Here is a 24,054-nt window from a genome sequence, read left to right on the forward strand (position 1 = left end):
ATCATGTCCACACCGCGACCGAAGGCCCTGCGGCTCGAAACTCTCTGGAACCCGCCTGCCGACGGCAAGGAATTTTCCTATGTGCTGCGCCTCAAAAACCTCGGCAGCGAGCCGCTGTCGCATTTTTCCCTCTGCATCAGCGGCCCGGGCCGCGTCGATCCGGCCGGGCGGGTCGAAGGCGCCACGGTTTCAAAGCGGCTCTCCAATTTCACCGAATTCCAGCCGCCGGCCGATTTCGTTCTCGGCGCGGGCGAGACCTGGACGATCTCGGTTTTTGCGCTGAGCTGGCAGTTCCGCCATTGGACGGACGGCGCAACGAGCGCTTATCTCGCACTTTCCGACGGCGGCACGATCGTGCTCAGCATCGAGCCGACGCGGTCTTCGGTCAGCAATGCGCCGCTGAAGCGTGGCGCCGAGATCTATCCGGTTCCCGCTCATGCGCCGGTTCAGGTGTCGATCATTCCCTGGCCGAACCACGTGGCGGTCGCCTCCCGCCGTCCCTTGCCGGCCGGTTTTGCGCCGCGGGCGCAGAGTGGTGAAGGGGAGGCAGCGGCTGAAAGTTTCGCCGCACTGGTGGAGCATCTCTTCGCCGTCGAAGGCATCGTGCGCAGCGAGGCGGAAGGCGCCGTCCCGGTCATCCTGAAGGATGCCGCCGGCTTCGGCCCCGAAGCCTACCGGCTGAGCTTCGACGAGGAAAGCTTGACCGTCGAGGCGAGCAGCCGGACAGGCTTTCTCTACGGCCTGGTGACCCTCGGCCAGATCTGGCGCGGCGCCAGGCTGCATCCCGGGACCTTCCAGTTTCCGGCATCCGGCGAGATCGCCGACGAGCCGGCGATGGGCTGGCGCGGGCTGCATCTCGATGTCGCCCGCCAGTTTTACGGCGCGGCAGAAGTCAAGAAGCTGATCGCGGTGCTGGCCTGGAACAAGCTCAACCGCTTCCACTGGCACCTTTCCGACGACGAGGCCTGGCGCGTCGAGATCGACGCCTATCCCGCGCTGACCGAAATCGGCGCCTGGCGCGGCCACGGCCTTGCCGTCCCGCCGCTGCTGGGCTCCAGCCCCGCCCGCACCGGCGGATACTATCCCAAGGCCGTCATCCGCGAGATCGTCGCCGAGGCAAAGAGCTTCGGCGTCGAGATCGTGCCGGAGATCGACATGCCCGGCCATTGCTACGCCATGCAGCAGGCGATACCCGAGCTGCGCGATCCCGCCGAACTCGGCAGCTATTATTCGGTTCAGGGCTTTCCCGACAATTGCATCAATCCGGCCCTTGAGAAGACCTACGAGATCGTCGAGACCATCCTTGCGGAACTCATCGAACTCTTCCCGTTCAAGACAATTCATCTCGGCGCCGACGAGGTGCCGCTCGGGGCGTGGTCGGGCTCGCCGGCAGCGCTCGACCGCCTGCGCACCGTGGCCGGCGACGCGGTTGCCGATGCGCATGCCAAGCGGCTGAACGTCGTCACCAATACGCATGGCGCCGACGATATCCACGGCTCGGGTGCGGCCATCCTGCAGGCGGAGTTCCTCGAACGCGTGCAACGCTTCCTGGCGAGCAAGGGCTGCATCACCGGCGGCTGGGAAGAGGCGGCCCATGGCGATGTCATCGACAAATCGAAGAGCTACCTCTGCAGCTGGCGCAATGTCGAAGTCTCGGCCGAACTTGCCGAACGCGGCTACGACATGGTCGTCTGCCCCGGGCAGGTCTATTACCTCGACATGGCGCTGAGGCCGGACTGGGACGAGCCCGGCGCCAGCTGGGCGGGAACGTCGGACGCCGAAAAGCTCTATAATTTCGATCCGGTCGGCGGCTGGACGGCGGCGCAGAAACAGAAGCTCCTCGGCATCCAGGCCTGCATCTGGTCCGAACCGATGACGGATCGCGCCGTTTTCGACCGCCTGGTTTTTCCGCGTATCTCAGGACTTGCCGAAACCGGCTGGACGAAACCGTCCGCCAAGTCATGGGAACGTTTCAAGGCGCTCGCAGGGCTGATGCCACTGCTGTACGGGCTGCAGCAGTCGTAGCGCTCGGATCGGGCCGAGTGTGATTTGAGGACTATCCTTGCCCTCGCGGCAGGCGGTGGCGGCAAGGATGCCGGCATCGCCTCAAGGGGAGTTGCCGGAACCAGCGTCATTCATCGCGGGCGGCTCACAGCCGGGTGCGGCGACACGGATAGGGCGGGTTCCAACAGGAGCGCCAGTCGTGCGATCGATGGTGACCGGATCGATCTCGGTTCCGGTCTCGGCGTCGAAGAAGCGGGTGACGTCACCGCCGCCGCGATGTTTGCGGCCCCAGGCGCCGATCGCAAACAGCACCGGCAGAAAGTCGCGGCCGGCTTCCGTCAGCACATATTCGTCGCGCGGCGGACGCTCGGAATAGCGGCGTTTTTGCAGCAGCCCTTCCTCTGTCAGCGATGACAGCCGCCCCGTCAGCATGGTCGGGGCGATGCCGAGGCTTTTTCGAAAATCATCGAAGCGGGTCAGCCCCGCATGGGCGTCGCGCATGATCAGCATGCTCCACGCATCGCCGACAAGCGCCAGGCTGCGGGCGATCAGGCACGGCTGGTCCGAAAGATTCTTCATGTCGATATCTTTTTAGTAGTGACTAGCTATTGATTTGATAGTAACAGAATGGCCATGATTGATCCACGACAAAACGAAGGCACGTCGATGAGCAAGAGAGAACGCGGCATTGCCCTGGTCACCGGGGCTTCCTCCGGCATCGGGCTGGTGACGGCACAAGCGCTGCGGCGCGACGGTTACCGTGTGTTCGGCACCAGCCGAAAGCCGATGGCCGACACCGCCGATGGGATCACCATGCTGATATGCGACGTCATCGACGATCAATCCGTGCAGAGCGTCGTCGACGAGGTCCTGAGCCGGGCAGGGCGGATCGATCTGCTGGTCAACAATGCCGGGATCGGCCTGCTCGGCGGCGCCGAGGAATCGACGACGGCGCAGGCCAAAGCCGTGTTCGACGTCAACGTCTTCGGCACGATGCGGATGACCAATGCGGTGCTGCCGGTGATGCGACGCCAGCGCAGCGGTCGGATCATCAACCTGAGCTCGATCCTCGGGCTGATCCCTGCGCCCTTCAATGCGCTCTACGCAGCGACCAAACACGCGGTCGAAGGTTATTCGGAATCCCTCGACCATGAAGTGCGCACCCAGGGTATCCGCGTCGTGCTCGTCGAACCCGGCGTCACCCGCACCGCCTTCGAAGAGAACATCACGCGCCCCGACCGGCCGCTTGCCGTTTATGATGCGGTGCGCGCCGGGGCGGAGAAGCTGATGCGCGAGGCCGTTTTGAAAGGCGATGCGCCCGAGGTGGTCGCCGCAACCGTCATCCGGGCTGCCGATGCGGCCTCGCCCAAGAGACGCTACACGGCCGGGAAAGCAGCCGGACAGGTCCGCTTCATCCGCCGTTTCCTGCCCGAGTCCTTCGTCGACAAGAACCTCCGGAAATTCAACAAGCTTCCTGATTGAGCTTGCCTTGCCGCGCCGCCGGCTCATCACAGAAACGAAAGTTCGTCCCATGAAAGCATTCCTGATCGATCGCTACAAGAAAGGCGGCGCCCTCAGGCTCGGCCAGAGCCCTGAACCGCAGCTGCGCGAGAATGACGTCATGATCGAGATCCATGCCGCCAGCGTCAACCCGCTGGATGCCAAGATCCGGGACGGAGAGTTCAAGCTGATCCTGCCTTACCGGCTTCCGCTGGTGCTCGGCAATGATGTCGCCGGCGTCGTGGTGCGGGTGGGCGCCAAGGTCCGCCAATTCAAACCCGGCGACCAGGTCTATGCACGGCCCGGGAAGGATCGTATCGGCACCTTCGCCGAGTACATCGCCATCGACGCTGCCGATGTCGCGCTGAAGCCCACCAATCTCGGCATGGAAGAGGCCGCGTCCATTCCGCTTGTGGCGCTGACCGCATGGCAGGCGCTGGTCGAGCGCGCCAGGCTGCAGAAGGGCCAGCGGGTGCTGATCCATGCGGGCTCCGGCGGCGTCGGCACCATCGCGATCCAGCTTGCCAAACATCTCGGCGCCCATGTGGCGGCGACGGTGAGCACGGCAAACGTCGATCTGGTGAAAAGCCTCGGCGCCGACGTGGTGGTCGATTACAAGAAGGACGACTTCGAAAAGCTGCTGAAGGGCTATGACGTCGTGCTGAACAGCCTCGGCAAGGAGACGCTGGAGAAATCGCTCGCCGTCCTCAAGCCCGGCGGCAAGCTGATCTCGATATCGGGTCCGCCCGATCCCGATTTCGCCAGGGAAAACGGCTTCGGCTGGCCGCTGCAGCAGGTCATGCGCTTCTTGAGTTCCAGCATCCGGCGGAAATCGAAACGCCGGGGGATCGGCTATTCCTTCCTGTTCATGACGGCAAACGGCGCGCAGCTCGGCAAGATCACCGCGCTGATCGAGGCGGGCGCCATCCGCCCCGTCATTGACCGGACATTCCAATTCGAGAAGACCAACGAGGCGCTGGCCTATGTGGAAACGGGACGCGTGAAAGGCAAGGTCGTCATCGCAGTGAAGTGAGGTGAAGGCGCGTCACTGCTGCTGCCGGTAGGCAGAAGGTGTGACGCCGGTGCCCAGCTTGAACGCCCGGGTCATGTGGCTCTGGCTGCTGAAGCCGCAGGCCGAAGCGATCTGCGCGATCGGGTCCATGCCGCGCAGCATCGATTTGGCGCGCTCGACACGCCGGTGCGCCACCCAGCCATGCGGCGACACACCATAGCTTGCCCGGAACATCCGCTGAAAATGAAAGGCGCTGAGCTGCCCGATCGCCGCCAGATCCTGCAAGCGGATCGTCTCGTCGAGATGGGCCTCGATATAGTCCAGGATCCGGCGCCGGATATGAGGAGCGAGCCCGCCGCTGATGGCGCGGGAACGCATCCCTGCGTAACGCGGATCGACGAAGAAATCCTTGATCGTCTGCGTCATCGCCTCTTCAGCCATGAGATGATCGCCCGCCGACATCGCTTGCGTCATCTGCCGAAGCGTGCGCGCCAAAGCGGGCGCATCTGCGAAGGTCGCTTCGGGAAGGACCATAAGCCTCGAATCGCGGTCAAACGTCTCGGCAAACATCCGGCGCATCTGATCGTCCGGAACGTAGAGATGGACGAATTCGAAGGGGTCGGTAATTTCCCATTCCGACGAGTGTCCCTGCGGCATGACGCACAAGGCTCCGGGCCGGCCCTGCGCGGCGGGGCTGCCATCCAGACGGCGCGTTCCGGCGCCGCCGGTGAGATAGAGGCTGAACGTATGTCCGTCCGGCCGCTCATAGCTCATCCTGTCGCTGCCATTGCTCCAGAGGGCCGCCGATCGCCCGAACCCCAGATCGATCGACTGTGACACCCGGGCAGAGGGAGATGCCGACAAAAAGCTGTAAACCGAGAGGCGGCTATCTTTCACCTATTCTTCCCCACACCTGTACGTCCTCGCGATAATACCGGTGGACGGTCCGCGTGGCGAGCAGGAAGTCCAGGGTCATAAAATTTCGCAGCAAGAATCTGCAAGAGCCCGGCTCACGGTTGGCCTATCGATCGGGAAAACGAGGATCACGCCATGGCAAATGCCGCTCTCTTCATCTCGACCGTCCTGATATGGGGGACGACCTGGATCGCCATCGCGATGCAGGTCGGTCCCGTGCCGGTCCTGGTCTCGGTCTTTTACAGATTTGCGCTCGCAGCCGTCATCCTCGTCGCCATCCTGGCCGTCATGCGGCGGCTGAAGCTCCCTGCCTTGCGCGATCAGCCTTTCATCCTTGCGCAAGCACTCTGCCTGTTCAGCCTCAATTTCATCTGTTTCTACAACGCCGCCGCCTTTGTCCCCTCCGGGCTGGTCTCGGTGATCTTCTCGCTCGCAACGATCTACAATGCCGTCAATGCGCGCCTGTTCTTCGGCGACCGGGTTACCGGCCGCACGCTTCTGGCAGCCGCGCTCGGCGCCACCGGCCTCCTGCTGCTGTTCGCAGAGGAGGTCGTCGTCGATTTCAATCTGGGCACGTTGAAAGGGATTGGGCTCGCAGCACTCGGCACGCTGTTCTTCTCGCTCGGCAATATGGCGTCGCGCCGAAACAGCGCGGCCGGAATTTCACCGGTGACCGCCAATGCCTGGGGCATGACCTATGGGGCGATTTTCCTCCTGCTGCTGATTGCCGTGACGCAAACGCCGATCGTGACGCCGCCCGACATCCGGTATCTCACCGCACTGCTCTATCTCGCGGCAATCGGTTCGGTGATCGGCTTCACCACCTATCTGATGCTGGTGTCGCGCATCGGCTCCTCACGCGCTGCCTATGCCACCGTCCTGTTCCCGATCGTCGCCTTGTCGCTGTCGACGGTCTTCGAAGGCTACCACTGGACCGGTCTCGGCCTCGTCGGCCTGGCGCTGACGCTTCTCGGCAACGTGGTCATCTTTGCGCGGCCTCCGGCGCGCCGCGCGCGCCAAGTCGATGCGCGTGTGCCGGCGGGGGAATGAGGGTCAGACGACCGGCTTTTGCAGGACGTCGAAGCGTGGATTGGTTTCGGAAAAGATCGGCAGGGCGGCGGCACCGAGGATCGCCGTATCCTTGCCGGTCATGCCGATCATCACGCGGGGCACCATCCGCTTTTGATTGGGGTCGATCGGGGTGTGCAGCGGCTCCAGCCGCTCGGCGAGCCGGGCCATCAGCGAGGTCGATATGCTGCCGCCGAGCACGATGGTCTGCGGATCGAAGGCAAGTTCGAGGAAGTCGAGCGTCTGGCGCAGCGGCTGGACGGCCTGGTCGAGCCAGGCATCCAGGCCTTCGCCGCCCTTGGCGATCAGTGCGTCGAGATCGTCTGGCGACAGCTCCTCGGCATTGGCAATGCCCATGAATTCATAAGCGACGGTTGGCGAGACGTAGCGGTCCAGGCAGCCGCGTTTGCCGCAACTGCAGAGCTTGCCGTGCGGCTCGACGATGATATGGCCGATCTCGCCGGCATTGTTGCGGCTGCCCTTGTAGAGATGGCCGTCGAGGAACATGCCGGCACCGATGCCGCCGCCACCGGCCAGAAACAGATAGACGAAGCTGCCGAGGCCGCGGGCAACACCGTGAAGACGCTCGCCGATCGCGGCCGCCGTCGCATCGTTTTCGACGAGCACCGGCACCTTGACCCGCTGCTCCAGCTCATGGCCGACGGGAAAATCCTGCCAGCCGGGCAGGTTCTGCGGGCTGAGAGAGGTAATGCCGCCATCGGCATAACGGCCGGGCAGGGCCATGCCGACGCCGAGCAGCCGGCTTCGGTCGAAGGCGAAGGCCTGCGTGAGGTCTTCGACGATCGACTGCAGCGCCGGCATCGCCCTTTGCGGATCGGGATGTTCGACGTGGCGCTCGATGCGTGCGCGCACAGCGCCGGAGAGATCGGTCAGAACCCCGCTGGCGCGCTGGCGGCCAAGTTCGAGGCCGATCGAATAGGCGCCGGCCGGATTGATCGAATAGGGGATGATCGGCTGGCCGCGCGCCAGCTTCTGCGCCTCGGCCGGCACCAGAAGATGCGACCTCTCCAGTTCCTCGACGATATTGGATACGGTCTGCGCGGTCAGCGCCGTCATCCGGGCGATCGCCGCGCGCGACAGGGGACCGTGGGTGCGCACGGCCTCGATCACCACACGCCGGTTGTGAGACTTGGCCTGCTCGAGATTCGTGCCGGAGATTGCCTTCATGTCGCCTTCAAAGGAAATGGTGACCCACCCTTGTCATAAGACGGATAGTGATGAAAGCCACATTCTTTACCAGCGTTTATTGAAGCCCGGCGTCAACGGGCGCAACGGCATTTCGTCTCTGCAGCAGGCCGAGGAGCGTTATGCCCGACAGACCGGTGACGGCGCTCATGATGGCGGTCCCGGAATAACCTGTCATATAGGTGCCGGCGGCAAAAACCAGCGCGCCGATGCCCGCACTCGCAAAGATATTGACGGAGATCAGTGCGCTGCCGAGCCCCGGCCGATCGGCAATGAGATCCTGCAGATAGGTGATCGGAATGCTGATGATCGCCGCCGCACCAATGCCGGCGAGCAAGGTCAGCGCGTAGAGATGCCACGGCTCGGAGGCAAAGCCGAGAAGGCTGAGGAACACGGCATAGATGATGGTGCCGGCGGCAAGTGCGGTCATCTGGCCGGCCTCCCGCGCGATCCGCGACCAGACGATGATGAAGACGACCTCCAGCAAGGCGACGATGCCGACGAGAATGCCGACATCGCTGAGCCTGCCATGGGCTGGGCCGGTAGCGATCAGCGGCAGCAGGGCGTCGTTCAGATGCAGCGTGCTTGTTATCAGCGCCACGCCTGCGATATGCGCCGAAATCCGCGGTGAAATCACCTGCCGCAGCGCGCCGAGATAGCTCAGATGATGGGTCGCCGATATCTCCGTTCCCGCCCGCTTCGGCAGGGCGAAGAGGATGATGCCCTGGCAGAAAAGGCATGAGATGGCGGCAAAGAGGTAGGCCGGCAGCATGCTCGATGCGCCGGAGAGCGCAAGACCTGTTATGCCCGGGATCAGCACCCAGGAGAGCGAGATCATGGCGCGCACGCCGGAGTTGGCCGTCACCATGTCACTGCGGTTCATGCCATGCATGGCCGCCCGCGCATTGGCAAACAGCAGCGAATTCAGCGCCCCGTAGACCGGCAGCGGCAGCAAGCCGCTGATGATGAAGATCGCCGCGGAGGGAAAGGCGTAGACCATGCCGTAGCCGACGATGCCGAAGATGCAGGCACCGATCATCGCCGAACGGTATTCGCCCAGCCGATCGGCGAGATTGCCGAGCATGACGCTGATAACAACGTTCACCGCCGCCGAGGCGAAGGCCAGACAGGAATAGAGACCGTCGCTCAGGCCAAGCTCGCGGATGCCGACGACCGAACGATAAGGTGCGGTCATTGCGCCTGCCATGCCGAAGGTGAAAATGGCGATCATGCTTGCGCGGATCGCCGGATTGCGGAAGACGGCGGGGAAGAGGCGGCTCATGGAGTTGTCTGACGTCAGTAATGTTCTGATTGGGAGAAGGTTCGCGCCAGCTCGGCCTGGCCGGCCGTCAGGCCGCAATCGACGGGCAGGCAGACGCCCGTGATGGCCGCAGCCAACGGACCGGCAAGGAAGGCGACGGCATTGGCGACATCCCTGGGATCGACGACACGCTGCAGCGGATACCAGCGGCGCGCTTCCTCGAACACATTCGGGTTGGCGCTCGCGCGCGCCTCCCAGGCCTGCGTCTTCACCGTGCCGGGCGCCACCGCATTGGAGCGGATGCCGAACTTGCCGTATTCCACGGCGACCAGCCGGGTGAAATGCAGAAGACCGGCCTTGGCGGCGCTATAGGCCGGATGGCCGAAGACATGCATGCCGTTGACCGAGGCGATGTTGACGACCGAGCCTTTCGAGGCCTTCAGCATCGGCTCGAAGGCGCGGAAACACAGGAATGCCGCTTCGAGATTGAGCGCATTGTCCGCCCGCCAGATCTCCGGCGTCGTCTCGTGCAGGCTGGTCGCACGCGCCGCCCCGGCATTGTTGACCAGCGTTCGAACCACCCCGGCGCCGGCGGCGCGCCCGACCAATGCCGCAATGCTTGCCTCGCTGGTCACGTCACATCCGGCGGCCACGAAGCGATTGGCCGGCCCGAGCTTCGAGGCCGCGGCAGCCGCAGCCGCGGCATCGATGTCGGCGAGAAACACGACGTCATGATCATCGGCGAGCCGTGCGGCGATCGCAGCACCGATATCGCCCGCCGCACCCGTGACGATGGCTGCCGATTGGGTCATTTTCCCGCGCTCCCGCTCATGGTTCAATCTTGTGGTTTCAATCGCCAAGCAATTGCCGGTCGTCACCGTCGCGGTGAATGACCAGCTGCTGCTTGATGCGCCGAAGCGTGGTCGTCGCCTTCGGCTGAACGGCATAGGCGACGAGGCTCGACAGAATATCGACCGTCGCGAGGTAGGCGATGCGTGTCGAGGTCGGGCGATAGATGTTGTTGCCTTCGGGAAGGTCGATCGGCACGACGATTTCGGCGGCCTTGGCGACCGGGCTATCCGTCTGGGTGAGAGCGATCGTCTTCACCTTGGTGTCGCGGGCAAGCTCGAAGGCCCGGACCAGCTCCATATTGCGCCCCGAAAAGGACGAGCCGATCAGCACGTCGCCCGGCCTTGCCGCGGCCGCCATCATCAACTGCATGCTGTGATCGGAACTGGCGGTGATGCGAAGCCCGAGACGGAACAGGCGGTTCTGCAGTTCGTCGGCGATCATCGACGAATTGCCGCCGGAGCCGAAGGCATAGATCATATCGGCCTTGGCGATATGGGAGACGGCGGCCTGGATCGCGGCCAGATCGAGCGAGCGGTGCAGCAGAAAGAGGGCGTTCTGCGCCTTGGTGATGATATCCTGGGCGACATCGGCCGGATCGGTGCTTTTCGATTCCGGCTTCAAATAACGCACGCCGATATGGGCGGTGCGGGCAAGCTGCACCTTGAAATCGGAAAAGCTCTCGCAGCCCAGCCGCCGGCAGAAGCGCGTGACGGTCGGCGGCGAGACCTCGGCGCGTTCGGCAAGCTCGATGATCGAGGCATTCACGGCGAATTCGAAATCGTTGACGATGATCTCGGCGATGCGGCTTTCGGAGGGAGAGAGCCGGCCCTTGTCTTCCTGCAATGTCGAAAAGATATCCAAAGCCGCTCCCCCGATCGTATCCGCTAGTCACCCTTCTTCTTATAGGCCACGCAGTCGATCTCAACCTTGCAATCGACCATCATCGATGATTGCACACAGGCGCGTGCCGGCGGATGTTCGCCGAAATATTCCTGATAGATCTTGTTGAAGGTCCAGAAGTCACGGGGATCGTCGAGCCAGACGCCGACGCGCACGACATCCTCGACGCCGTATCCGGCCTCATCGAGTATCGCGAGCACATTGGCGATCGTCTTGTGGGTCTGGGCGATGATGTTGCCGTCGATGATCTCGCCGTCTTCCATCGCAACCTGGCCGGAAACATAGAGCCATCCGTCGGCTTCGACCGCGCGCGCGAAAGGCAGCGCCTTGCCGCCGCCCCCCGTTTGAACAGTGCCATAGCGCTTGATGGGCATGCTGAAGTCCTTGCAAATTATTTTCTTGATAAGTTGACAAATGACCACAAAAAGCAGAATTTGACCAGTGAAAAACATAAATTATGAAAAGAATTTCAATCCGGGGCTGATATGCGCGATCCTTTCCTGAATCCTTTCCCCGCAGACAGCGCCCGGCACGCGATCTGGGAAATGCTCGTTCTGCGCGATATCGATGCATTTCTCGCTGCCGACTGGTCGAAGGTGGAGCATGATTTCGTCGAAGAGGGCTTCATCGGCATCGATGCCCAGAAGCAGGTGAGCCCCGACAGGTGGCGCCTGGCTTTCCCGACACTCGCAGCCTATCACCAGGAATGGCTGAGGCAGGCGAAGGATTTCGCCGAGCAGAGTTTTGCCGAAGATGCGCGCACGGCGATCTTCACCACGACGACGCTCGAAGATATCGAGATCGAAGGCGATAGGGCGCTGGTCCGCAAGAAATTCGACGGCAGCATTACCAAGTCCGACGGCACCCGCGACGTGCTGCAATGGCAGACGCTCTATTATTGCAGGCTTCATCAAGGACGCTGGAAGATCTCAGGTTTCACCGGCTACCTGCCGAACCCGATGGGGTAAAGCGGGGCCGACAACACGAAGGCCACTTTTTTGCGCATTTTCACGGCAGCATTGGCGACCGAGACCAATACTTTTTCACCGATCTGCGTGGATCGCCGCGCATTCGAAGCCTCTCTTTATGCCCCGCCCGGCCAGCATCCGGAAACACCGACGCTCTGCACCGCGCCGATCACCATCGGCAGGCGCGTGGCAAAAGAAAAGGGCTGGGACCTGATCGAGGGAACGGCGACCTGGGCCGACCCGGCAGGCCTCGTCAACCGGGCAACCTACGAAGAATTGCGCGACGAAATCCTCGGCCAGCTCAAGGCGGCAATGCCGGTCGATGCCGTCGTCATGGGCCTGCATGGCGCGATGGTCGCGGCCGGATACGAGGATACGGAAGGCGATCTCCTCACTCGCATGCGCGAGATCGTCGGGCCTGATGTGCTCATCTCAGCCGAACTCGACCCCCACAGCCATCTCACGGCAAAACGCGTTGCAGCACTTAATTTCGCCGTCTACTTCAAGGAATTTCCGCATACCGACTTCGTCGACCGCGCCGAGGATCTCTGGCGCATCGCCGTCGATACGCTCGAAGGCCGGGTCAAGCCTGTTATCTCGGTATTCGACTGCCGGATGATCGACGTCTTTCCGACATCGCGCGAGCCGATGCGCTCCTTCGTCGACAAGATCATGCAGATCGAGAAGGACGATCCGGACATTCTGTCGATCTCGGTGATCCACGGCTTCATGGTCGGCGACGTTCCCGAAATGGGAACGAAGCTGCTTGTCGTCACCGACAACAGGCCGGAAAAGGGCGCGGCCCTGGCGCGTGAACTCGGCCTCGAGCTGTTTTCCAAACGCGGCACCTTCATGGTGCCGCAGATCGACGAGAAGCAAGCCGTTGCGCGGGCGATTGATGCCACCGCATGGCCCGTCGTCATTGCCGATGTCTGGGACAATCCGGGCGGCGGTACGGCAGGCGATGCGACGGTTATTCTCGGCGAGCTCCTTGCCCGCGGCGTCACCAGTGCGGCGATCGGCACGATCTGGGATCCGGTGGCCGTGCAGATCTGTTTTGCGGCGGGCGAGGGGGCGGAAATTCCACTGCGCTTCGGCGCCAAATCGGCGCCCGGCACCGGCAGCCCCATCGACGGCACCGTCAGGGTCGTCAGGCTGGTGAAAAATGCCGAGATGCAGTTCGGCGAGAGCCTCGCGCCTTTCGGCGATGCCGCCCATATCGTGCTCAACGGCATCGACATCATCCTCAATTCGACGCGCGCCCAGAGCTTCGATCCGAGCCTATTTTCGGTGATGGGCATCGATCCGACAAAACAGAAGATCCTGGTGATCAAATCCACCAATCACTTCTTCGCCTCCTTCTCCAGGATCGCCACCGAGATCCTTTACTGCTCGGCCGGAACGCCCTATCCCAATAATCCGGCGACGACGCCATACCAGCGAGCGCCGAAGACGATCTGGCCGATCGTTGCCGATCCACACGGGCTACAACGCGGAGCCGCCTAGATGCATGATGCCAGCTTTGCCGTCGTCGCCAGGGCAGGAGACAGGATCGCCGATCTCTCGACACCGCGTCCGGTGATCGACGAAGACAGGCTGGCTGCCAACATCAACCGTGTTCAATCCTATATGGATGAGCACGGGCTGAACTTCCGCCCGCATATCAAGACCCACAAGATCCCGGCCTTGGCCGTCGCGCAGGTCGCCGCCGGCGCCAAGGGCATCAACTGCCAGAAGGTGACGGAGGCCGAGGTCTTTGCCGAAGCCGGCTTCGGCGACATCCTGATCACCTTCAACATCCTCGGCCAGCAGAAGCTCGAGCGCCTGGCGAGATTGAACGACAAAATCCCGGCCCTCAAGGTCGTCGCCGACAGCGAAACGACGGTCGACGGGCTGGCAGCGCATTTCTCCGGCCACAAGTCGCTGACCGTGCTGGTGGAATGCGATACCGGCGGCAGCCGCTGCGGCGTGCAGACAGCGGCGGAAGCCGCCTCGCTCGCCAGGCGCATTGCTGCCGCCGACGGCCTCACCTTCGGCGGCATCGTCACCTATCCGAAGCCGCAATCGGCCGCCGCCGCCGAAGCCTTCATCACCGAGACGCTGCAGCGCTTGACATCCGACGGCATAGACTGCCCGATCGTCAGCAACGGCGGAACACCGAGCCTGTTCGAAGCGCATCTCGTCCCCTCGGCCACAGAACACCGCGCCGGCACCTATATCTACAATGACCGCCAGATGGTGCGCATGGGCCATTGCACCGAGGACGATTGCGCCATGCACGTGCTGGCGACCGTCGTCTCCCGCCCAACCCCCGACCGCGCCGTCATCGACGCCGGCTCGAAGGCGCTGACCTCGGATCTCCAGGGTTTCAGCGATTACGGCCTAATCGTCGGTTATCCCGAAGCACGGATCACCAGCCTCTCGGAAGAACACGGCGTGATCGACCTGTCGAACTGCACCGGTCCCCGGCCGCAGATCGGCGAGAAGCTGTTCATCATCCCCAATCACACCTGCGTGGTGTCCAATCTGTTCGATACGATGGTGTTTCATCGGGGTGGTGTGGTGACGCGCGTGGAGGAGGTCGCGGCTCGAGGGCTTGTTTGGTAGGGGGCGGTTTCGGTCGAGGGGCAAATGGCCCGCCGAAGGTCGCAGTTGCCGGTAGGGATTGCTCGCGATCTCGATGTTAGCAAGAATGCAGTCGCCTATATCGCAAGAGCGTGCGTGCGCGACGGAGGACGTCGTTGTGCCAATGGCGGCCCTGACATCCTTCAGATTGTACCCATAAATCTCATTTGTAACGTCGCGACAGAAGTGTCCAAAAACTACGTGGGGTCGGTCAATCCAACGTTACTTGCTCGCCAATAGAAGCTAGTTCGCCGGGAGGCTGCCCGATATGGTAGCCTTCGGTGATGACACTGATTTCTTACCCTTCAAATCCGAACGCAAGATAGTCGTAGAGGCATGCTAATTTGCGGAAGAATGATCGGTAGGCCCCTTCTTTCAGCTTATCTGCATTGTCGTTGAGGAATTTGGCTACTACGGCCAAGTCAATTTGGTCTCTCGGCTGAAAGGGTATAATACCCACTGCCTTCTCGGGTGTGGTACGTTCGATGATCTGAGCGGTTGTCAGGCCCTTGAAATCTCGGTCGTAGGCTACCCGAAACTGGCTCGTCTGGAACCCGCGCGAGACGGTGCGCTGTGCGACCCTTTTTCCCTCTACAAATTCGCATTTCGCGAAGGCGACTTTATCTACGACACCAACGGCTTGGAGATATCGAAACGAGGGGATGTAGCTATTCGACAACTTCCTGAAGAGGGGATAGGTCGATTTCAGGAGCTGCTCGGCATCATATTCGGATTTTTCCTTGATAATGTCAGCGAACACGTCATCGACCGAAACGCCAGCATAGCCTCTTGCCGTCATTACCTCTTTCTGGCGTTCTGTGACCTTTTCTTCGCGTTCTCTGAATTCCTTCGCAACGCCGACGCCAACAACGAACTCAATATCGTCCTTCTCGCCAATATCGTCGAGATCTCGGACGGCCAGCTTGATCTCGGGGTCCGCCGATTTCACAAGCTCGTACATCTGCTCTTTACAGTATCGAAGGACGCGAGCCGGGATCTTACGCTTCGTCGCCTCAACAGCAGCATAGATCTTTGAAAAATCGTTAGTTCGGACGAGCGTGACACGCACTTTGCTTGGACCAATAGTGATCGTTGCGCCTTCGAAAGCGTCGTCTTGCCCCTTATCTGCGCGCTCAACGAAGATCAGGTTTTCTTCAAATTGCTTGAGCTTGTCTCCACCCACGCACTCTGCAATCGATGCGATTATCGCTTGGATATGCGGATCATTTATGGAGTAGCCAAGGAAGATCACTGGATGTTCTACGAAGATCGTGATCAGCTTAGCTGCGAGATAAGGGTTTTTCTTCTGAAAGTCCTTGTAGTCATCCTCTGTTAAGACAAGCGAGGAAGGACGAGAGGAGCAGCCATGGATCTTGTAGATTTCGGCAATGCTCTGCGGATTTGAAAAGATCAGCTCTTCCTGCCCGATGAAAACCTTGTAATCAGGGAAGAGGTCTTCGAGAAGCAAGTCCCAATTTGTCGTGATGATACCGTCGACGTTCATCTGGGAGAGCGCTTTGATCTCGTCTTCTAGACCTGTGCCTTTGTATTCGAGCGATAGTCCGCGCAGATATTTCGCGATCTCATATTTCAGAGAAGCCGACTGCTCCGTGGCTTCCTTTCCGTAATCTTGTTTACTCGCCTCGTAGCTAGCATGCTTCCACCACATCACATTGAAGTCTTTGGCGATGAATGACGCAGTGCGCGGCAGATCGCCGTCAGCGTTCGATAGGTACAGGCCATAGTCGTTGATGTTTGTGCAGAACCTCGCGAGCAGATCAGACCATGTTTCTAGACCGATATACCTTCTAGAAAAGCCTGACCCAATAAAGAGAAATGGTGCGGATCCGCAGCTGTGAAGGGCTTTTGTAAGGCTATCGGTAATATCGACCACGGCGACAACTCACATAATAAATAAGAAAGCTTCAAATATCATAAAAGTTTGATTCGTCCCTAGAAATTAGCATTCCCACCAAGTCTTATGATCACGCCACATGCCCCGTGAATTCCAGCAAAGAGCTTACAAAAGGCATAAAAGAGCAGGCTTCACCTCAAAGAAAAGCGCAGGCGCTGTTACGCTCACACTTTGATTACGAGGTGTATCCTGTTTCGAATAGTACCGCCCGTCGGGGAGGGCAGCTTCGCGCCATCAGCGGACGCTCTCGCAGGAATTGCGGACCGTGTAGTTACCCTCATGAAGCGTGATGTGGAGAGCCACATGTGCACACCGCACGACGAGGCCCCTTCCAAGGAAATGCCGTCGATACAAGCTACACCATCTGTTTGCCTTCGAACGACATGATATGATTAGACAATGAAGAATCCGCCCCTCATTACGCGATGTCAAAAATGGCAAGCGTCTCTGAGATTCGCCGATCAACCTGCTCGTCGATTAGGGATCGAAGTTCTTCTAACGGATTGTCAAATCCAGGATCAAAGCCGCCTAATCTCAAATGATGCACAATATCTGCGAAATGCGTAGCGTTAATACCCGAAGCCACAATGGAAAGGGCAAGTTGGGCACGCCAAGGCAACGCAGTAGTATTCTTGAAGTGTTTTATCGACTCGGTGGCGCGGTAAAATACGACCGCCTCAACGACCGTCTCATTCGCGCCCGACTTGGCAGCAAGCTCGTAGACGAGATCAACTTTGTCGACCTCAAACAGAACATCAATCATCTTAACGAGCCCAAATAACAGTTCTCGGGCTGTAGCGCGCTCGCAGAAACGCCCAAAAGCCTGGCGGAAAACATCTTTGTCACCACGTGCAAGCAACCTTAGGGCCTGAACGTGTTTTCTAAAAGACGGAGTAGCAACCCCATAGCTACCCGCGACACCCGGTGGAAAATAATTCCATTGGGGACCAAACAATGGATCGGGGTGCGTGCGAATGAGGAGGCTTACGGTAGGAATGTCAATGTGACAAACATTATGAGGAGCTTTGCGCCCAGGTGCAACAATCGATCGATCGCCTGGCCTCCAAAGGGCGGCACTGGACACCGATAGCTCCCCCATCGACAGCTCACCTAGCTCACCGTCCTGATGGAAATTATAACCGACGTTGAGAGAGTGACCCGCAAGTTGAAACTGGATGCCCGCGAAGTCGTGATCGTGAATGTTGATATCACTGCCCCACCAATTCAAGATTTCGACCCAAAACCGCCCGTTATCGAACAACTTCAGGTACAGGTCTGAAAAAGATGAGAGTCTTTGGAGCTCAGCAATCTCCGGTTCGCCCAGAAGCTGCACAGCTTGCTCAACGTGTCCGAAGGGGGACAGATCTAGGTCGTGCGTTAGCTCTTGAACAATATCCGAAAAGGCCTGATGCTTGTAATCGAAGTTGCGCCACGACCGATCGATATCCAGACATCGTGATCGCAACTCTTGAAACAGGAGCATCGTACTCATTCTAGGCCACCAAGCTGGTGGCGTGGCAAAATTCTTCACATTCTTCTAAAAGCTGAATGGTGTGGCGTGTGACCAACTCCTTTATGTTCTGCAATTGCATAACGCTGGCGATCGCAGCAAGGGTGTCACTCTTCAGTTCAGGTGTCGCCGGATGGACGAGGGTCTTACCATGGCTGGGAAGATATCTGTTTCTCGCGTCAATAATCGATGCTCCGACCGCGATACTATGGATGACCTTATCCAGAGGTCTTTGTCTTTTGAGAATTGCGGACAACGCGAAGTTTTCTTTTCGAGTAATGAGATCATAGTCGAATTGTGGTTGATTGAGTTCATCTATGAACATCAAATGGTGCGTTAACTCGTGCACAAGCATTTCTACAAGATCAACTTGCTGGATTTGCTCCCCAACCGCAAGCCAGATTGCACCAATCGACGCACTCGACGAGCCGCCATGCGAACCGTGGGTCGTCTTAGTGGGTTTGCTAGGCCTTACAAAAATGGAATGGATAACGATATCAAAAACCGAACTGAAATCATCATTCAAGGTTAACAGGTATGCTAGAGCCTCCTGCACCAACTGAGTGCGCTGCCCAAGGAGTTGGAGAGGGTAATTCTCACCGACAACATCTTCTTGATTGAGATCGTTCAGGGCTCCTTTGCTGAACGCGCCGGCTAATTTGTCTTGAATTGCTTGGTCGACAACAAAGATATCATCCGAGTAATTTACAGGGACGCTTGGCTGACGACCCTCTAGAAATGCCAGATATCCGCGGCGCAGGTCTTCCGCGGTTATTATGCTTACGCTCGGGTCCTGAACCCGCGCAAGCCGATACAAATTTCCAAATGCCTGCTTAGGCTCACAAAGCGAGAGCATGTCGCGCTCCATATGGAACTAGCTAATCAAAGGCTACCATATTCATTTGAACGTTTAGGACGTTCTCTTCAGCGAACCGTACCTCGACCGCTTTTGCAGTTTTGCCGACGTCCTCACTGGTAACCATTCCGATTAGGCTTTTGATATCTTTGTTCTTTGATCGAAGAACCTTCCGTATCGACGCCACACTTTCTTCGATGATTTTTTGTTCATCTGGCGATAGGTCAATATTTTGTTCGACCGACATATAATTATCCTCCTGTTGCACTGAACAAATTTCGTCCAGTCTAAAGTACATCCTCTATGAACTTGCGCTTGGCGACTCGATACTCATCCATTGGCTTACCATCCCACTCCAATTTCAGTTTGTTGTACGCCCGCCTTAGCGATGGGCTGCGCCTCATCTTGGAGACAAAATTTTGGAAAGTATCAAACTTACTTCCACGTATCGTCAGCTGTACTGCCGCATCAAATTTCGATGGCAGCACGTACCCCTGATACTGAAAATTCGATAGTTGCTGACCATCCCTCTGGAACGACTTGTCCAAGTCCGCTCGTGCCACGACAAACTGATCTGCCGGCACGATCAATGCAAAGTCGATGTCTTCTTTTCCAATTAGGCCCGGGACCGCAGTACTGCCGACTTCCAATAGCAACCCTACCGGAGTCACATTTCGCACCTCGATGAATAGACGCTCACGCTCGCGTCTAAATTCATCGCAGTCATGACTAACTATTCGAAATACGCTATCCAACGCCTGGCCTCGAAAGCCGATATGCAACTATATCCATTAATAACGTTCAATGCAAGCTATAAATACCTGATAGGTTGCACCGAGATCCCCTTTGTTTTCTTGAGAGCGCTTGCTTTGCAAAGCATAACTTCAGTTTGCGAAATCAAAGAATTTCACATCGACCCCTTTGAACATCCACCGCATCGCTTGCTATAGATGCGCCAGAAATATTTGCTCCGCATGCCGCCCGCCGCGACCTGGAGCATAAGTGAAGGCAGGTAGAATACCGCCACCCCAAGGCCTGTTGAGCAAGTGTCCAAGTATCTGGTCTTGGTCTTGCGGGAACCCGGATCCGTGGCGTGAAAAACAGCCCGAACTTCTGCGGGCAAGCAGTCGTAATGCTTAGCGTGTCATTCCGCCCCGGAACCGCCCCTGGCGGGACAAATCGCCGCCACTGAGCCAAGCGGCTCACGCCGCCGTCGGATTGATCACATTCATATCGATCTCTGTCAATTCGACGCGCCGCTCAAAGGCAATGCCGGCCTCGTCAAAGAGATGGCAATCCGCGGCATTGATGCCGGTCGAAACGGGCGCATCCGCGCGGATACCGACGCTGCCGGGGAGCATGGCGCAGAAATTTTCGGCCTCGCCGTTGAGTGAGGCGTAAGCGACGGTATTGGCGCCGAGGCGTTCGATGACGGTCGGCGTCACGGTGAAGACGATATCACCGCCGTTGAGCTGGATATGCTCCGGGCGGATGCCGAGCGTCAGGGTCTTGCCTGATATGCCGTCGCGCGGCGTCACCGGCAGAACGGCGGTCTGGCCGTGATACTCGACCTCGACGCCATGGGCGCCGACGCCCTTGCAGGTGACGGGCAGGAAATTCATTTTCGGATTGCCGATGAAGCCGGCGACGAACTGATTGGCGGGCTTGTGATAAAGCTCCAGCGGCGCGCCGGTCTGGGAGATGTTGCCGGCGTCGAGCACGACGATACGGTCGGCCATGGTCATCGCCTCGACCTGGTCGTGCGTCACATAGATCATCGTCGCCTTCAACGCCCTGTGCAGCTTGGCCAGCTCGATGCGCATATCGGAGCGCAGCGCCGCGTCGAGGTTGGAGAGCGGCTCGTCGAACAGAAAAATCTTCGGTTCGCGCACGATAGCGCGGCCGATCGCGACGCGCTGGCGCTGGCCGCCGGAGAGCATGCCGGGTTTCTGCTGCAGGCGTTGTTCGAGGTGCAGGATGCGCGCCGCATTTTCGACCTTGGCCTTGAGCTTTGTCTCCTCCATCTTCTCGACGCGAAGCGGAAAGGCGATGTTTTCGAAGACGGTCATATGCGGATAGAGCGCGTAGGACTGGAACACCATGGCGATGCCGCGCTTGACCGGCGGCAGATCGTTGACCCTGATACCGTCGATGACGATGTCGCCTGCCGTCGTCGCATCGAGACCGGCGATCATCCGCAGCAGGGTGGACTTGCCGCAGCCGGACGGGCCGACGAAGACGACGAACTCGCCGTTCTTCACATCGAGCTGCACGCCCTTCAGAACTTCGTAGTCGCCGTAGAATTTCTGAACTTTGTTGAGAAGGAGCTGTCCCAAAAATCTGTCTCCGCCGGCGGCCTTCGTCGCACATTCGATCGTCATAGGGGAGGGGCCGCGGCCATCCCGCCGCGACCCCAAAAAGCCTCAAGGGGGTTACTTGAAGGCTTCGATTTCGCCGGCAGCCTTCTTCAGCGCGGCTTCCGGCTCGGCCTTGCCCGTCACCACCGACTGGATCATTTCGATCATCGAATTCTGGAAGCCCTTGTAATCGGTGAAGAGCGGTTCCGGGCCACCATAGCTGATGCCGTCGATGAGCGGCTTCCAATAGGGATCCTTGGCGACGAATTCGTCGACCTTGGCGGAAGGACGCAGCGGGGTGAGGCCGGCGCCGCCCTGAAGCTCGTATTCCGACTGAACCTCCGGCGAGGTGATGAACTTGGCGAATTCGGTCGCCTTGTCCTCGACACCGGAGCCCTTGAAGATCGCCAGGCTGTCGGTGATCAGAAGCGTGCCGGGGCCCTTGGCGTTGGGGCCGAGCGGCAGCGTCGTGATGCCCCAGCTGATCTGCGTCTTCTTCAGGCGGTCGGCAGCACCAGACCCTGCCTGGATCATGGCGACCTTGCCGTCGAGGAAGATGGCGCGCACTTCGTTCTGCTCGTAGGCGGTCGGGCCTTCTTCGGAGTAGGGGACGATGTCCTTATAGGCCTTCAGCGCGGCGAGGATCTCGGGGCTGTCGAGCGTCACCTTGCCGTCGGCATCCGTCACCGCACCGTTATTGGTGTAAACCCAGTGCATGAACTGGTGCATGGTGTTGTCGAAGGTCTTGGCGGAGAGACCGAAGCCGGGAATGCCGGTCTTTTCCTTGATGGTCTTGGCCATCTCGATTTCTTCGGCCCAGGTCTTCGGCGGCTTCTCGGGATCGAGGCCGGCCTGCTTGAAGAGATCCTTGTTCCAGTAGAGCGCCTTGGTGGAGAAGGCGATCGGAACGCCCCACTGGTTGCCCTCGAAGGTCACCGTATCGACGATGTGGGGGTAATAGGTCTTCTTCTCGTCATCGGTCATCGGCACCGGGACGATGAGGTCGTTCTGCGCGAACTCCTTCAGCGTGCGCGAGCCGACATAGGCCATGGCAACCGGCGTGCCGGCAGCCGCCAGCGTCGTTGCCTTGTCCTGGCACTGCGCCCAGCCGACGACTTCGGGGGCGACCTTCCAGCCGGCGTTCTTTTCTTCCCACTGCTTGATGTATTTGGTGTGGACCGGGTCGATCGTGTCGCCGCAATAGATCCAGCTGATTTCCTTGTCGGCCGCCTGGGCATGGACCGCGGTCAATGCCGTCGAACCGAGCAAAGCGAGCGCCATAAGGCCTGTCTTAATTGTTATGCTCACGTCGTGACTCCCGTTCTTGTGTTAGCTGTTCACTCGTTTTTTGCTCTTATTGTTTCACCGCACCGGCGGTCAGCCCGCCGACAAGGTAGCGCTGAAGGAAGAAGATGACGACCATCGCCGGCGCGATGCCGACGAAGGAGGCCGCCATCAGTTCGTTCCAGATGACCTCCTGCTTGCCGAAGTAAGCAAAGAGACCCACCGGCAGGGGCATGTATTCGGTCTTCGAGTTGAAGGTCAGCGCGAAGATGAATTGCTGGGCGTAGGCGCCGATGAAGGTGGTGATGGCGACGACGATGATCCCCGGCATCGCAATGGGCAGGATGACCCGGCGCAGCGTGTAGAAATGGCTGGCGCCATCCATATAGGCGGCTTCGTTGAGCTCCTGCGGAATGCGGATCATGTAGGTGCGCAGCAGCCAGATCGCCGAAGGGATCAGGAAGGCGACGCCCGGCACGATCATGGCGAGATAGGTGTTGAGCACGCCCATGCTGCGCATCAGCCGGAAGAGCGGGATGAGCAGCACGGCGCCGGAGAACATGTTCACCGTCAGGAAGGCGCCGAGCAGGATGCCCATGCCCTTGAATTCGAATTTGGCGAAGGCATAGGCCGCCGGAATGACCAGGCAGAGCACGATCAGCGTGACGATGATCGAGATGAAGAAGGAGTTGAAGATATAGCGCCCGAAACCCGGCACGCTGATCCACATCGTCCGGTAGGCTTCGAACGAGCCATTCTCAGGCCAGAAGCGGTAGGGCGAGGAGAAGAGCTGGCTGAGCGGCTTCAGCGACACCATGAAACCTTCGAAGAAGGGCGCCAGCACGAAAAAAAGAAACAGGGCGATGCCGCAATAGATCAGGATGATTTCCCACCAGCGGTAACGGTCGATCATCGCGGGGCTGCTCATGCGCGCTTCTCCGGGTTGAGGCGGCGGGTGACGCGGAAATAGGCAAAGCAGAAGAGCGACAGGAAGATGCAGATCAGAACGGCACGCGCCGCCCCTTCGCCGTATTTCTTCGAGCCGATCGCGGTGTGATAGGTGTCGATGATCATCGTCGTGGTCTCGCCGCTCGGCCCGCCCTGCGTCAGGATCCAGATGATGTCGAACGAGTTGAAGGTGGCGATCAGCGACAGCATCGACATGGTGATGATGGCCGGCACCATCAGCGGCAGGGTGATGCGGCGGAAGCGGTACCAGCGGCCGGCGCCGTCGGTCCAGGCGGCCTCGTAGAGATCCTTCGGAATGGATTGGATCGCCGCCAGGAAATAGATCGTCACCAGCGGCACGCCGATCCAGACATCGGTGACGATCGTCGCCCAGAAGGCGGTGCTTCCGTAGGCAAGGAAAGCGACCGGGCCGTCGACGAGGCCGAAGCGCTGCAGCAGGCCCGAGATCATCCCGAACTGGCCGTTATACATCCAGCCCCACATGAAGATGCCGATCGCCATCGGCACGATCCAGGGCGGCATGGTCAACAGCCGGAACAGCGAGCGGCCGGGCACGGCGGCATTCAGCATGCATGCGCCGAAGGTGCCGATCACCATTTTGAGAGCAACGGAGAAGAAGGTCCACACGAAGGTGCGGAGAATGACCTCGGCAAAGGTGGCGTTGAAGATCTTCTCGTAATTGACCCAGCCGACCCAATTGGTGGTCTTCTTCAGCGACGCGTCGGTGAAGGAGAGAATGAAGGTATCGACGAGGGGATAGGCGACGATGGCGAGAACGTAGAGGACGGCCGGAAGAAGGAGGATCCAGGCGAAGATGAAGGCGCTTCTTTGAACACTCATCTTGCCGCCGTC

The 24,054-nt window shown here is 59.6% G+C and carries 23 protein-coding genes; 7 read left to right on the forward strand and 16 right to left on the reverse strand.

Annotation, left to right across the window (positions count from 1 at the left end; all coding sequences use genetic code 11):
* Positions 1-3: 3 nt before the first annotated feature.
* On the forward strand, positions 4-2,025 hold the full coding sequence (locus GGD57_RS13670; protein WP_184470509.1) for a beta-N-acetylhexosaminidase: 2,022 nt from the start codon (positions 4-6) through the stop codon (positions 2,023-2,025).
* A gap of 81 nt (positions 2,026-2,106) precedes the next feature.
* Here GGD57_RS13670 and GGD57_RS13675 read toward each other — a convergent pair whose 3' ends face one another.
* Positions 2,107-2,583, reverse strand: a complete 477-nt coding sequence (locus GGD57_RS13675; protein ID WP_184470511.1) for a winged helix-turn-helix transcriptional regulator — start codon at positions 2,581-2,583, stop codon at positions 2,107-2,109.
* An 87-nt stretch (positions 2,584-2,670) separates the two neighbouring features.
* Here GGD57_RS13675 and GGD57_RS13680 point away from each other — a divergent pair, with 87 nt between their 5' ends.
* Positions 2,671-3,486 (forward strand): oxidoreductase, encoded by an 816-nt coding sequence (locus tag GGD57_RS13680; RefSeq protein WP_184470513.1) that lies wholly within the window; start codon positions 2,671-2,673, stop codon positions 3,484-3,486.
* A 49-nt stretch (positions 3,487-3,535) separates the two neighbouring features.
* Positions 3,536-4,537, forward strand: coding sequence for an NADP-dependent oxidoreductase (locus GGD57_RS13685; protein ID WP_184470515.1), 1,002 nt, complete (start codon positions 3,536-3,538; stop codon positions 4,535-4,537).
* Positions 4,538-4,549: 12 nt separating this feature from the next.
* Here GGD57_RS13685 and GGD57_RS13690 read toward each other — a convergent pair whose 3' ends face one another.
* Positions 4,550-5,290 (reverse strand): helix-turn-helix domain-containing protein, encoded by a 741-nt coding sequence (locus tag GGD57_RS13690; protein WP_184470849.1) that lies wholly within the window; start codon positions 5,288-5,290, stop codon positions 4,550-4,552.
* A 276-nt stretch (positions 5,291-5,566) separates the two neighbouring features.
* On the opposite strand from GGD57_RS13690, the gene GGD57_RS13695 reads away from it, so the two are divergent.
* Positions 5,567-6,481, forward strand: coding sequence for a DMT family transporter (locus GGD57_RS13695; protein WP_184470517.1), 915 nt, complete (start codon positions 5,567-5,569; stop codon positions 6,479-6,481).
* 3 nt (positions 6,482-6,484) lie between these two features.
* Here the strand turns inward: GGD57_RS13695 and GGD57_RS13700 are convergent, their stop codons facing one another.
* The 5 genes from GGD57_RS13700 to GGD57_RS13720 form a co-directional block, all read right to left on the reverse strand.
* Positions 6,485-7,687: an ROK family transcriptional regulator gene (locus GGD57_RS13700; protein WP_184470519.1), complete on the reverse strand. Its 1,203-nt coding sequence runs from the start codon at positions 7,685-7,687 to the stop codon at positions 6,485-6,487.
* Between the two features lie 76 nt (positions 7,688-7,763).
* Entirely contained in the window at positions 7,764-8,987 is a 1,224-nt protein-coding gene (locus GGD57_RS13705) for an MFS transporter (RefSeq protein ID WP_184470521.1), read from the reverse strand.
* A 14-nt stretch (positions 8,988-9,001) separates the two neighbouring features.
* Positions 9,002-9,778 carry an SDR family oxidoreductase gene (locus tag GGD57_RS13710; RefSeq protein ID WP_184470523.1) on the reverse strand — a complete coding sequence of 259 codons (777 nt, stop codon included), beginning with the start codon at positions 9,776-9,778 and terminating at the stop codon, positions 9,002-9,004.
* A gap of 37 nt (positions 9,779-9,815) precedes the next feature.
* On the reverse strand, positions 9,816-10,679 hold the full coding sequence (locus GGD57_RS13715) for a MurR/RpiR family transcriptional regulator (RefSeq protein WP_184470525.1): 864 nt from the start codon (positions 10,677-10,679) through the stop codon (positions 9,816-9,818).
* A gap of 23 nt (positions 10,680-10,702) precedes the next feature.
* Complete coding sequence (locus GGD57_RS13720) at positions 10,703-11,092, reverse strand: RidA family protein (protein WP_184470526.1); 390 nt, start codon at positions 11,090-11,092, stop codon at positions 10,703-10,705.
* A 111-nt stretch (positions 11,093-11,203) separates the two neighbouring features.
* On the opposite strand from GGD57_RS13720, the gene GGD57_RS13725 reads away from it, so the two are divergent.
* The 3 genes from GGD57_RS13725 to GGD57_RS13735 are packed head-to-tail and all read left to right on the forward strand — an operon-like array spanning position 11,204 to position 14,293.
* The gene (locus tag GGD57_RS13725; RefSeq protein ID WP_184470528.1) at positions 11,204-11,686 is read left to right on the forward strand and encodes a hypothetical protein; all 483 of its coding nucleotides are present in this window, start codon (positions 11,204-11,206) and stop codon (positions 11,684-11,686) included.
* A 30-nt stretch (positions 11,687-11,716) separates the two neighbouring features.
* Complete coding sequence (locus GGD57_RS13730; RefSeq protein WP_184470531.1) at positions 11,717-13,192, forward strand: M81 family metallopeptidase; 1,476 nt, start codon at positions 11,717-11,719, stop codon at positions 13,190-13,192.
* Positions 13,193-14,293: a D-TA family PLP-dependent enzyme gene (locus GGD57_RS13735; protein WP_184470533.1), complete on the forward strand. Its 1,101-nt coding sequence runs from the start codon at positions 13,193-13,195 to the stop codon at positions 14,291-14,293.
* A 316-nt stretch (positions 14,294-14,609) separates the two neighbouring features.
* On the opposite strand, the gene GGD57_RS13740 is transcribed toward GGD57_RS13735, so the two are convergent.
* The 9 genes from GGD57_RS13740 to GGD57_RS13780 form a co-directional block, all read right to left on the reverse strand.
* Positions 14,610-16,205, reverse strand: a complete 1,596-nt coding sequence (locus GGD57_RS13740; protein ID WP_184470535.1) for an SIR2 family protein — start codon at positions 16,203-16,205, stop codon at positions 14,610-14,612.
* 439 nt (positions 16,206-16,644) lie between these two features.
* Positions 16,645-17,718: a hypothetical protein gene (locus GGD57_RS13745; RefSeq protein ID WP_184470537.1), complete on the reverse strand. Its 1,074-nt coding sequence runs from the start codon at positions 17,716-17,718 to the stop codon at positions 16,645-16,647.
* Between the two features lies 1 nt (position 17,719).
* On the reverse strand, positions 17,720-18,592 hold the full coding sequence (locus GGD57_RS13750; protein ID WP_184470539.1) for an aKG-HExxH-type peptide beta-hydroxylase: 873 nt from the start codon (positions 18,590-18,592) through the stop codon (positions 17,720-17,722).
* A 22-nt stretch (positions 18,593-18,614) separates the two neighbouring features.
* A complete protein-coding gene (locus GGD57_RS13755) occupies positions 18,615-18,839 on the reverse strand; it encodes a hypothetical protein (protein ID WP_184470542.1) in 225 nt (74 codons plus the stop codon).
* A gap of 40 nt (positions 18,840-18,879) precedes the next feature.
* Positions 18,880-19,374, reverse strand: coding sequence for a GrpB family protein (locus GGD57_RS13760; protein ID WP_210303871.1), 495 nt, complete (start codon positions 19,372-19,374; stop codon positions 18,880-18,882).
* A gap of 420 nt (positions 19,375-19,794) precedes the next feature.
* Entirely contained in the window at positions 19,795-20,928 is a 1,134-nt protein-coding gene (locus GGD57_RS13765) for an ABC transporter ATP-binding protein (RefSeq protein WP_184470546.1), read from the reverse strand.
* 96 nt (positions 20,929-21,024) lie between these two features.
* Complete coding sequence (locus GGD57_RS13770) at positions 21,025-22,230, reverse strand: ABC transporter substrate-binding protein (protein ID WP_184470851.1); 1,206 nt, start codon at positions 22,228-22,230, stop codon at positions 21,025-21,027.
* Between the two features lie 73 nt (positions 22,231-22,303).
* Positions 22,304-23,161, reverse strand: a complete 858-nt coding sequence (locus tag GGD57_RS13775) for a carbohydrate ABC transporter permease (protein ID WP_184470548.1) — start codon at positions 23,159-23,161, stop codon at positions 22,304-22,306.
* A complete protein-coding gene (locus GGD57_RS13780; protein ID WP_184470550.1) occupies positions 23,158-24,042 on the reverse strand; it encodes a carbohydrate ABC transporter permease in 885 nt (294 codons plus the stop codon). The genes GGD57_RS13775 and GGD57_RS13780 overlap by 4 nt, the downstream gene beginning before the upstream one ends.
* Positions 24,043-24,054 lie beyond the last annotated feature (12 nt).

The sequence above is a fragment of the Rhizobium esperanzae genome (assembly GCF_014197615.1).
GTDB classification, from domain to species: Bacteria; Pseudomonadota; Alphaproteobacteria; order Rhizobiales; family Rhizobiaceae; genus Rhizobium; species Rhizobium esperanzae_A.

What these genes read in the sequence shown, in the direction of transcription:
- GGD57_RS13670 (WP_184470509.1), top strand. Translation starts at nt 4, where the DNA reads ATGTCCACACCGCGACCGAAGGCCCTGCGGCTCGAAACTCTCTGGAAC.
- GGD57_RS13675 (WP_184470511.1), bottom strand. Translation starts at nt 2,583, where the DNA reads ATGAAGAATCTTTCGGACCAGCCGTGCCTGATCGCCCGCAGCCTGGCG.
- GGD57_RS13680 (WP_184470513.1), top strand. Translation starts at nt 2,671, where the DNA reads ATGAGCAAGAGAGAACGCGGCATTGCCCTGGTCACCGGGGCTTCCTCC.
- GGD57_RS13685 (WP_184470515.1), top strand. Translation starts at nt 3,536, where the DNA reads ATGAAAGCATTCCTGATCGATCGCTACAAGAAAGGCGGCGCCCTCAGG.
- GGD57_RS13690 (WP_184470849.1), bottom strand. Translation starts at nt 5,290, where the DNA reads ATGAGCTATGAGCGGCCGGACGGACATACGTTCAGCCTCTATCTCACC.
- GGD57_RS13695 (WP_184470517.1), top strand. Translation starts at nt 5,567, where the DNA reads ATGGCAAATGCCGCTCTCTTCATCTCGACCGTCCTGATATGGGGGACG.
- GGD57_RS13700 (WP_184470519.1), bottom strand. Translation starts at nt 7,687, where the DNA reads ATGAAGGCAATCTCCGGCACGAATCTCGAGCAGGCCAAGTCTCACAAC.
- GGD57_RS13705 (WP_184470521.1), bottom strand. Translation starts at nt 8,987, where the DNA reads ATGAGCCGCCTCTTCCCCGCCGTCTTCCGCAATCCGGCGATCCGCGCA.
- GGD57_RS13710 (WP_184470523.1), bottom strand. Translation starts at nt 9,778, where the DNA reads ATGACCCAATCGGCAGCCATCGTCACGGGTGCGGCGGGCGATATCGGT.
- GGD57_RS13720 (WP_184470526.1), bottom strand. Translation starts at nt 11,092, where the DNA reads ATGCCCATCAAGCGCTATGGCACTGTTCAAACGGGGGGCGGCGGCAAG.
- GGD57_RS13725 (WP_184470528.1), top strand. Translation starts at nt 11,204, where the DNA reads ATGCGCGATCCTTTCCTGAATCCTTTCCCCGCAGACAGCGCCCGGCAC.
- GGD57_RS13735 (WP_184470533.1), top strand. Translation starts at nt 13,193, where the DNA reads ATGCATGATGCCAGCTTTGCCGTCGTCGCCAGGGCAGGAGACAGGATC.
- GGD57_RS13745 (WP_184470537.1), bottom strand. Translation starts at nt 17,718, where the DNA reads ATGAGTACGATGCTCCTGTTTCAAGAGTTGCGATCACGATGTCTGGAT.
- GGD57_RS13750 (WP_184470539.1), bottom strand. Translation starts at nt 18,592, where the DNA reads ATGCTCTCGCTTTGTGAGCCTAAGCAGGCATTTGGAAATTTGTATCGG.
- GGD57_RS13755 (WP_184470542.1), bottom strand. Translation starts at nt 18,839, where the DNA reads ATGTCGGTCGAACAAAATATTGACCTATCGCCAGATGAACAAAAAATC.
- GGD57_RS13770 (WP_184470851.1), bottom strand. Translation starts at nt 22,230, where the DNA reads ATGGCGCTCGCTTTGCTCGGTTCGACGGCATTGACCGCGGTCCATGCC.
- GGD57_RS13775 (WP_184470548.1), bottom strand. Translation starts at nt 23,161, where the DNA reads ATGAGCAGCCCCGCGATGATCGACCGTTACCGCTGGTGGGAAATCATC.
- GGD57_RS13780 (WP_184470550.1), bottom strand. Translation starts at nt 24,042, where the DNA reads ATGAGTGTTCAAAGAAGCGCCTTCATCTTCGCCTGGATCCTCCTTCTT.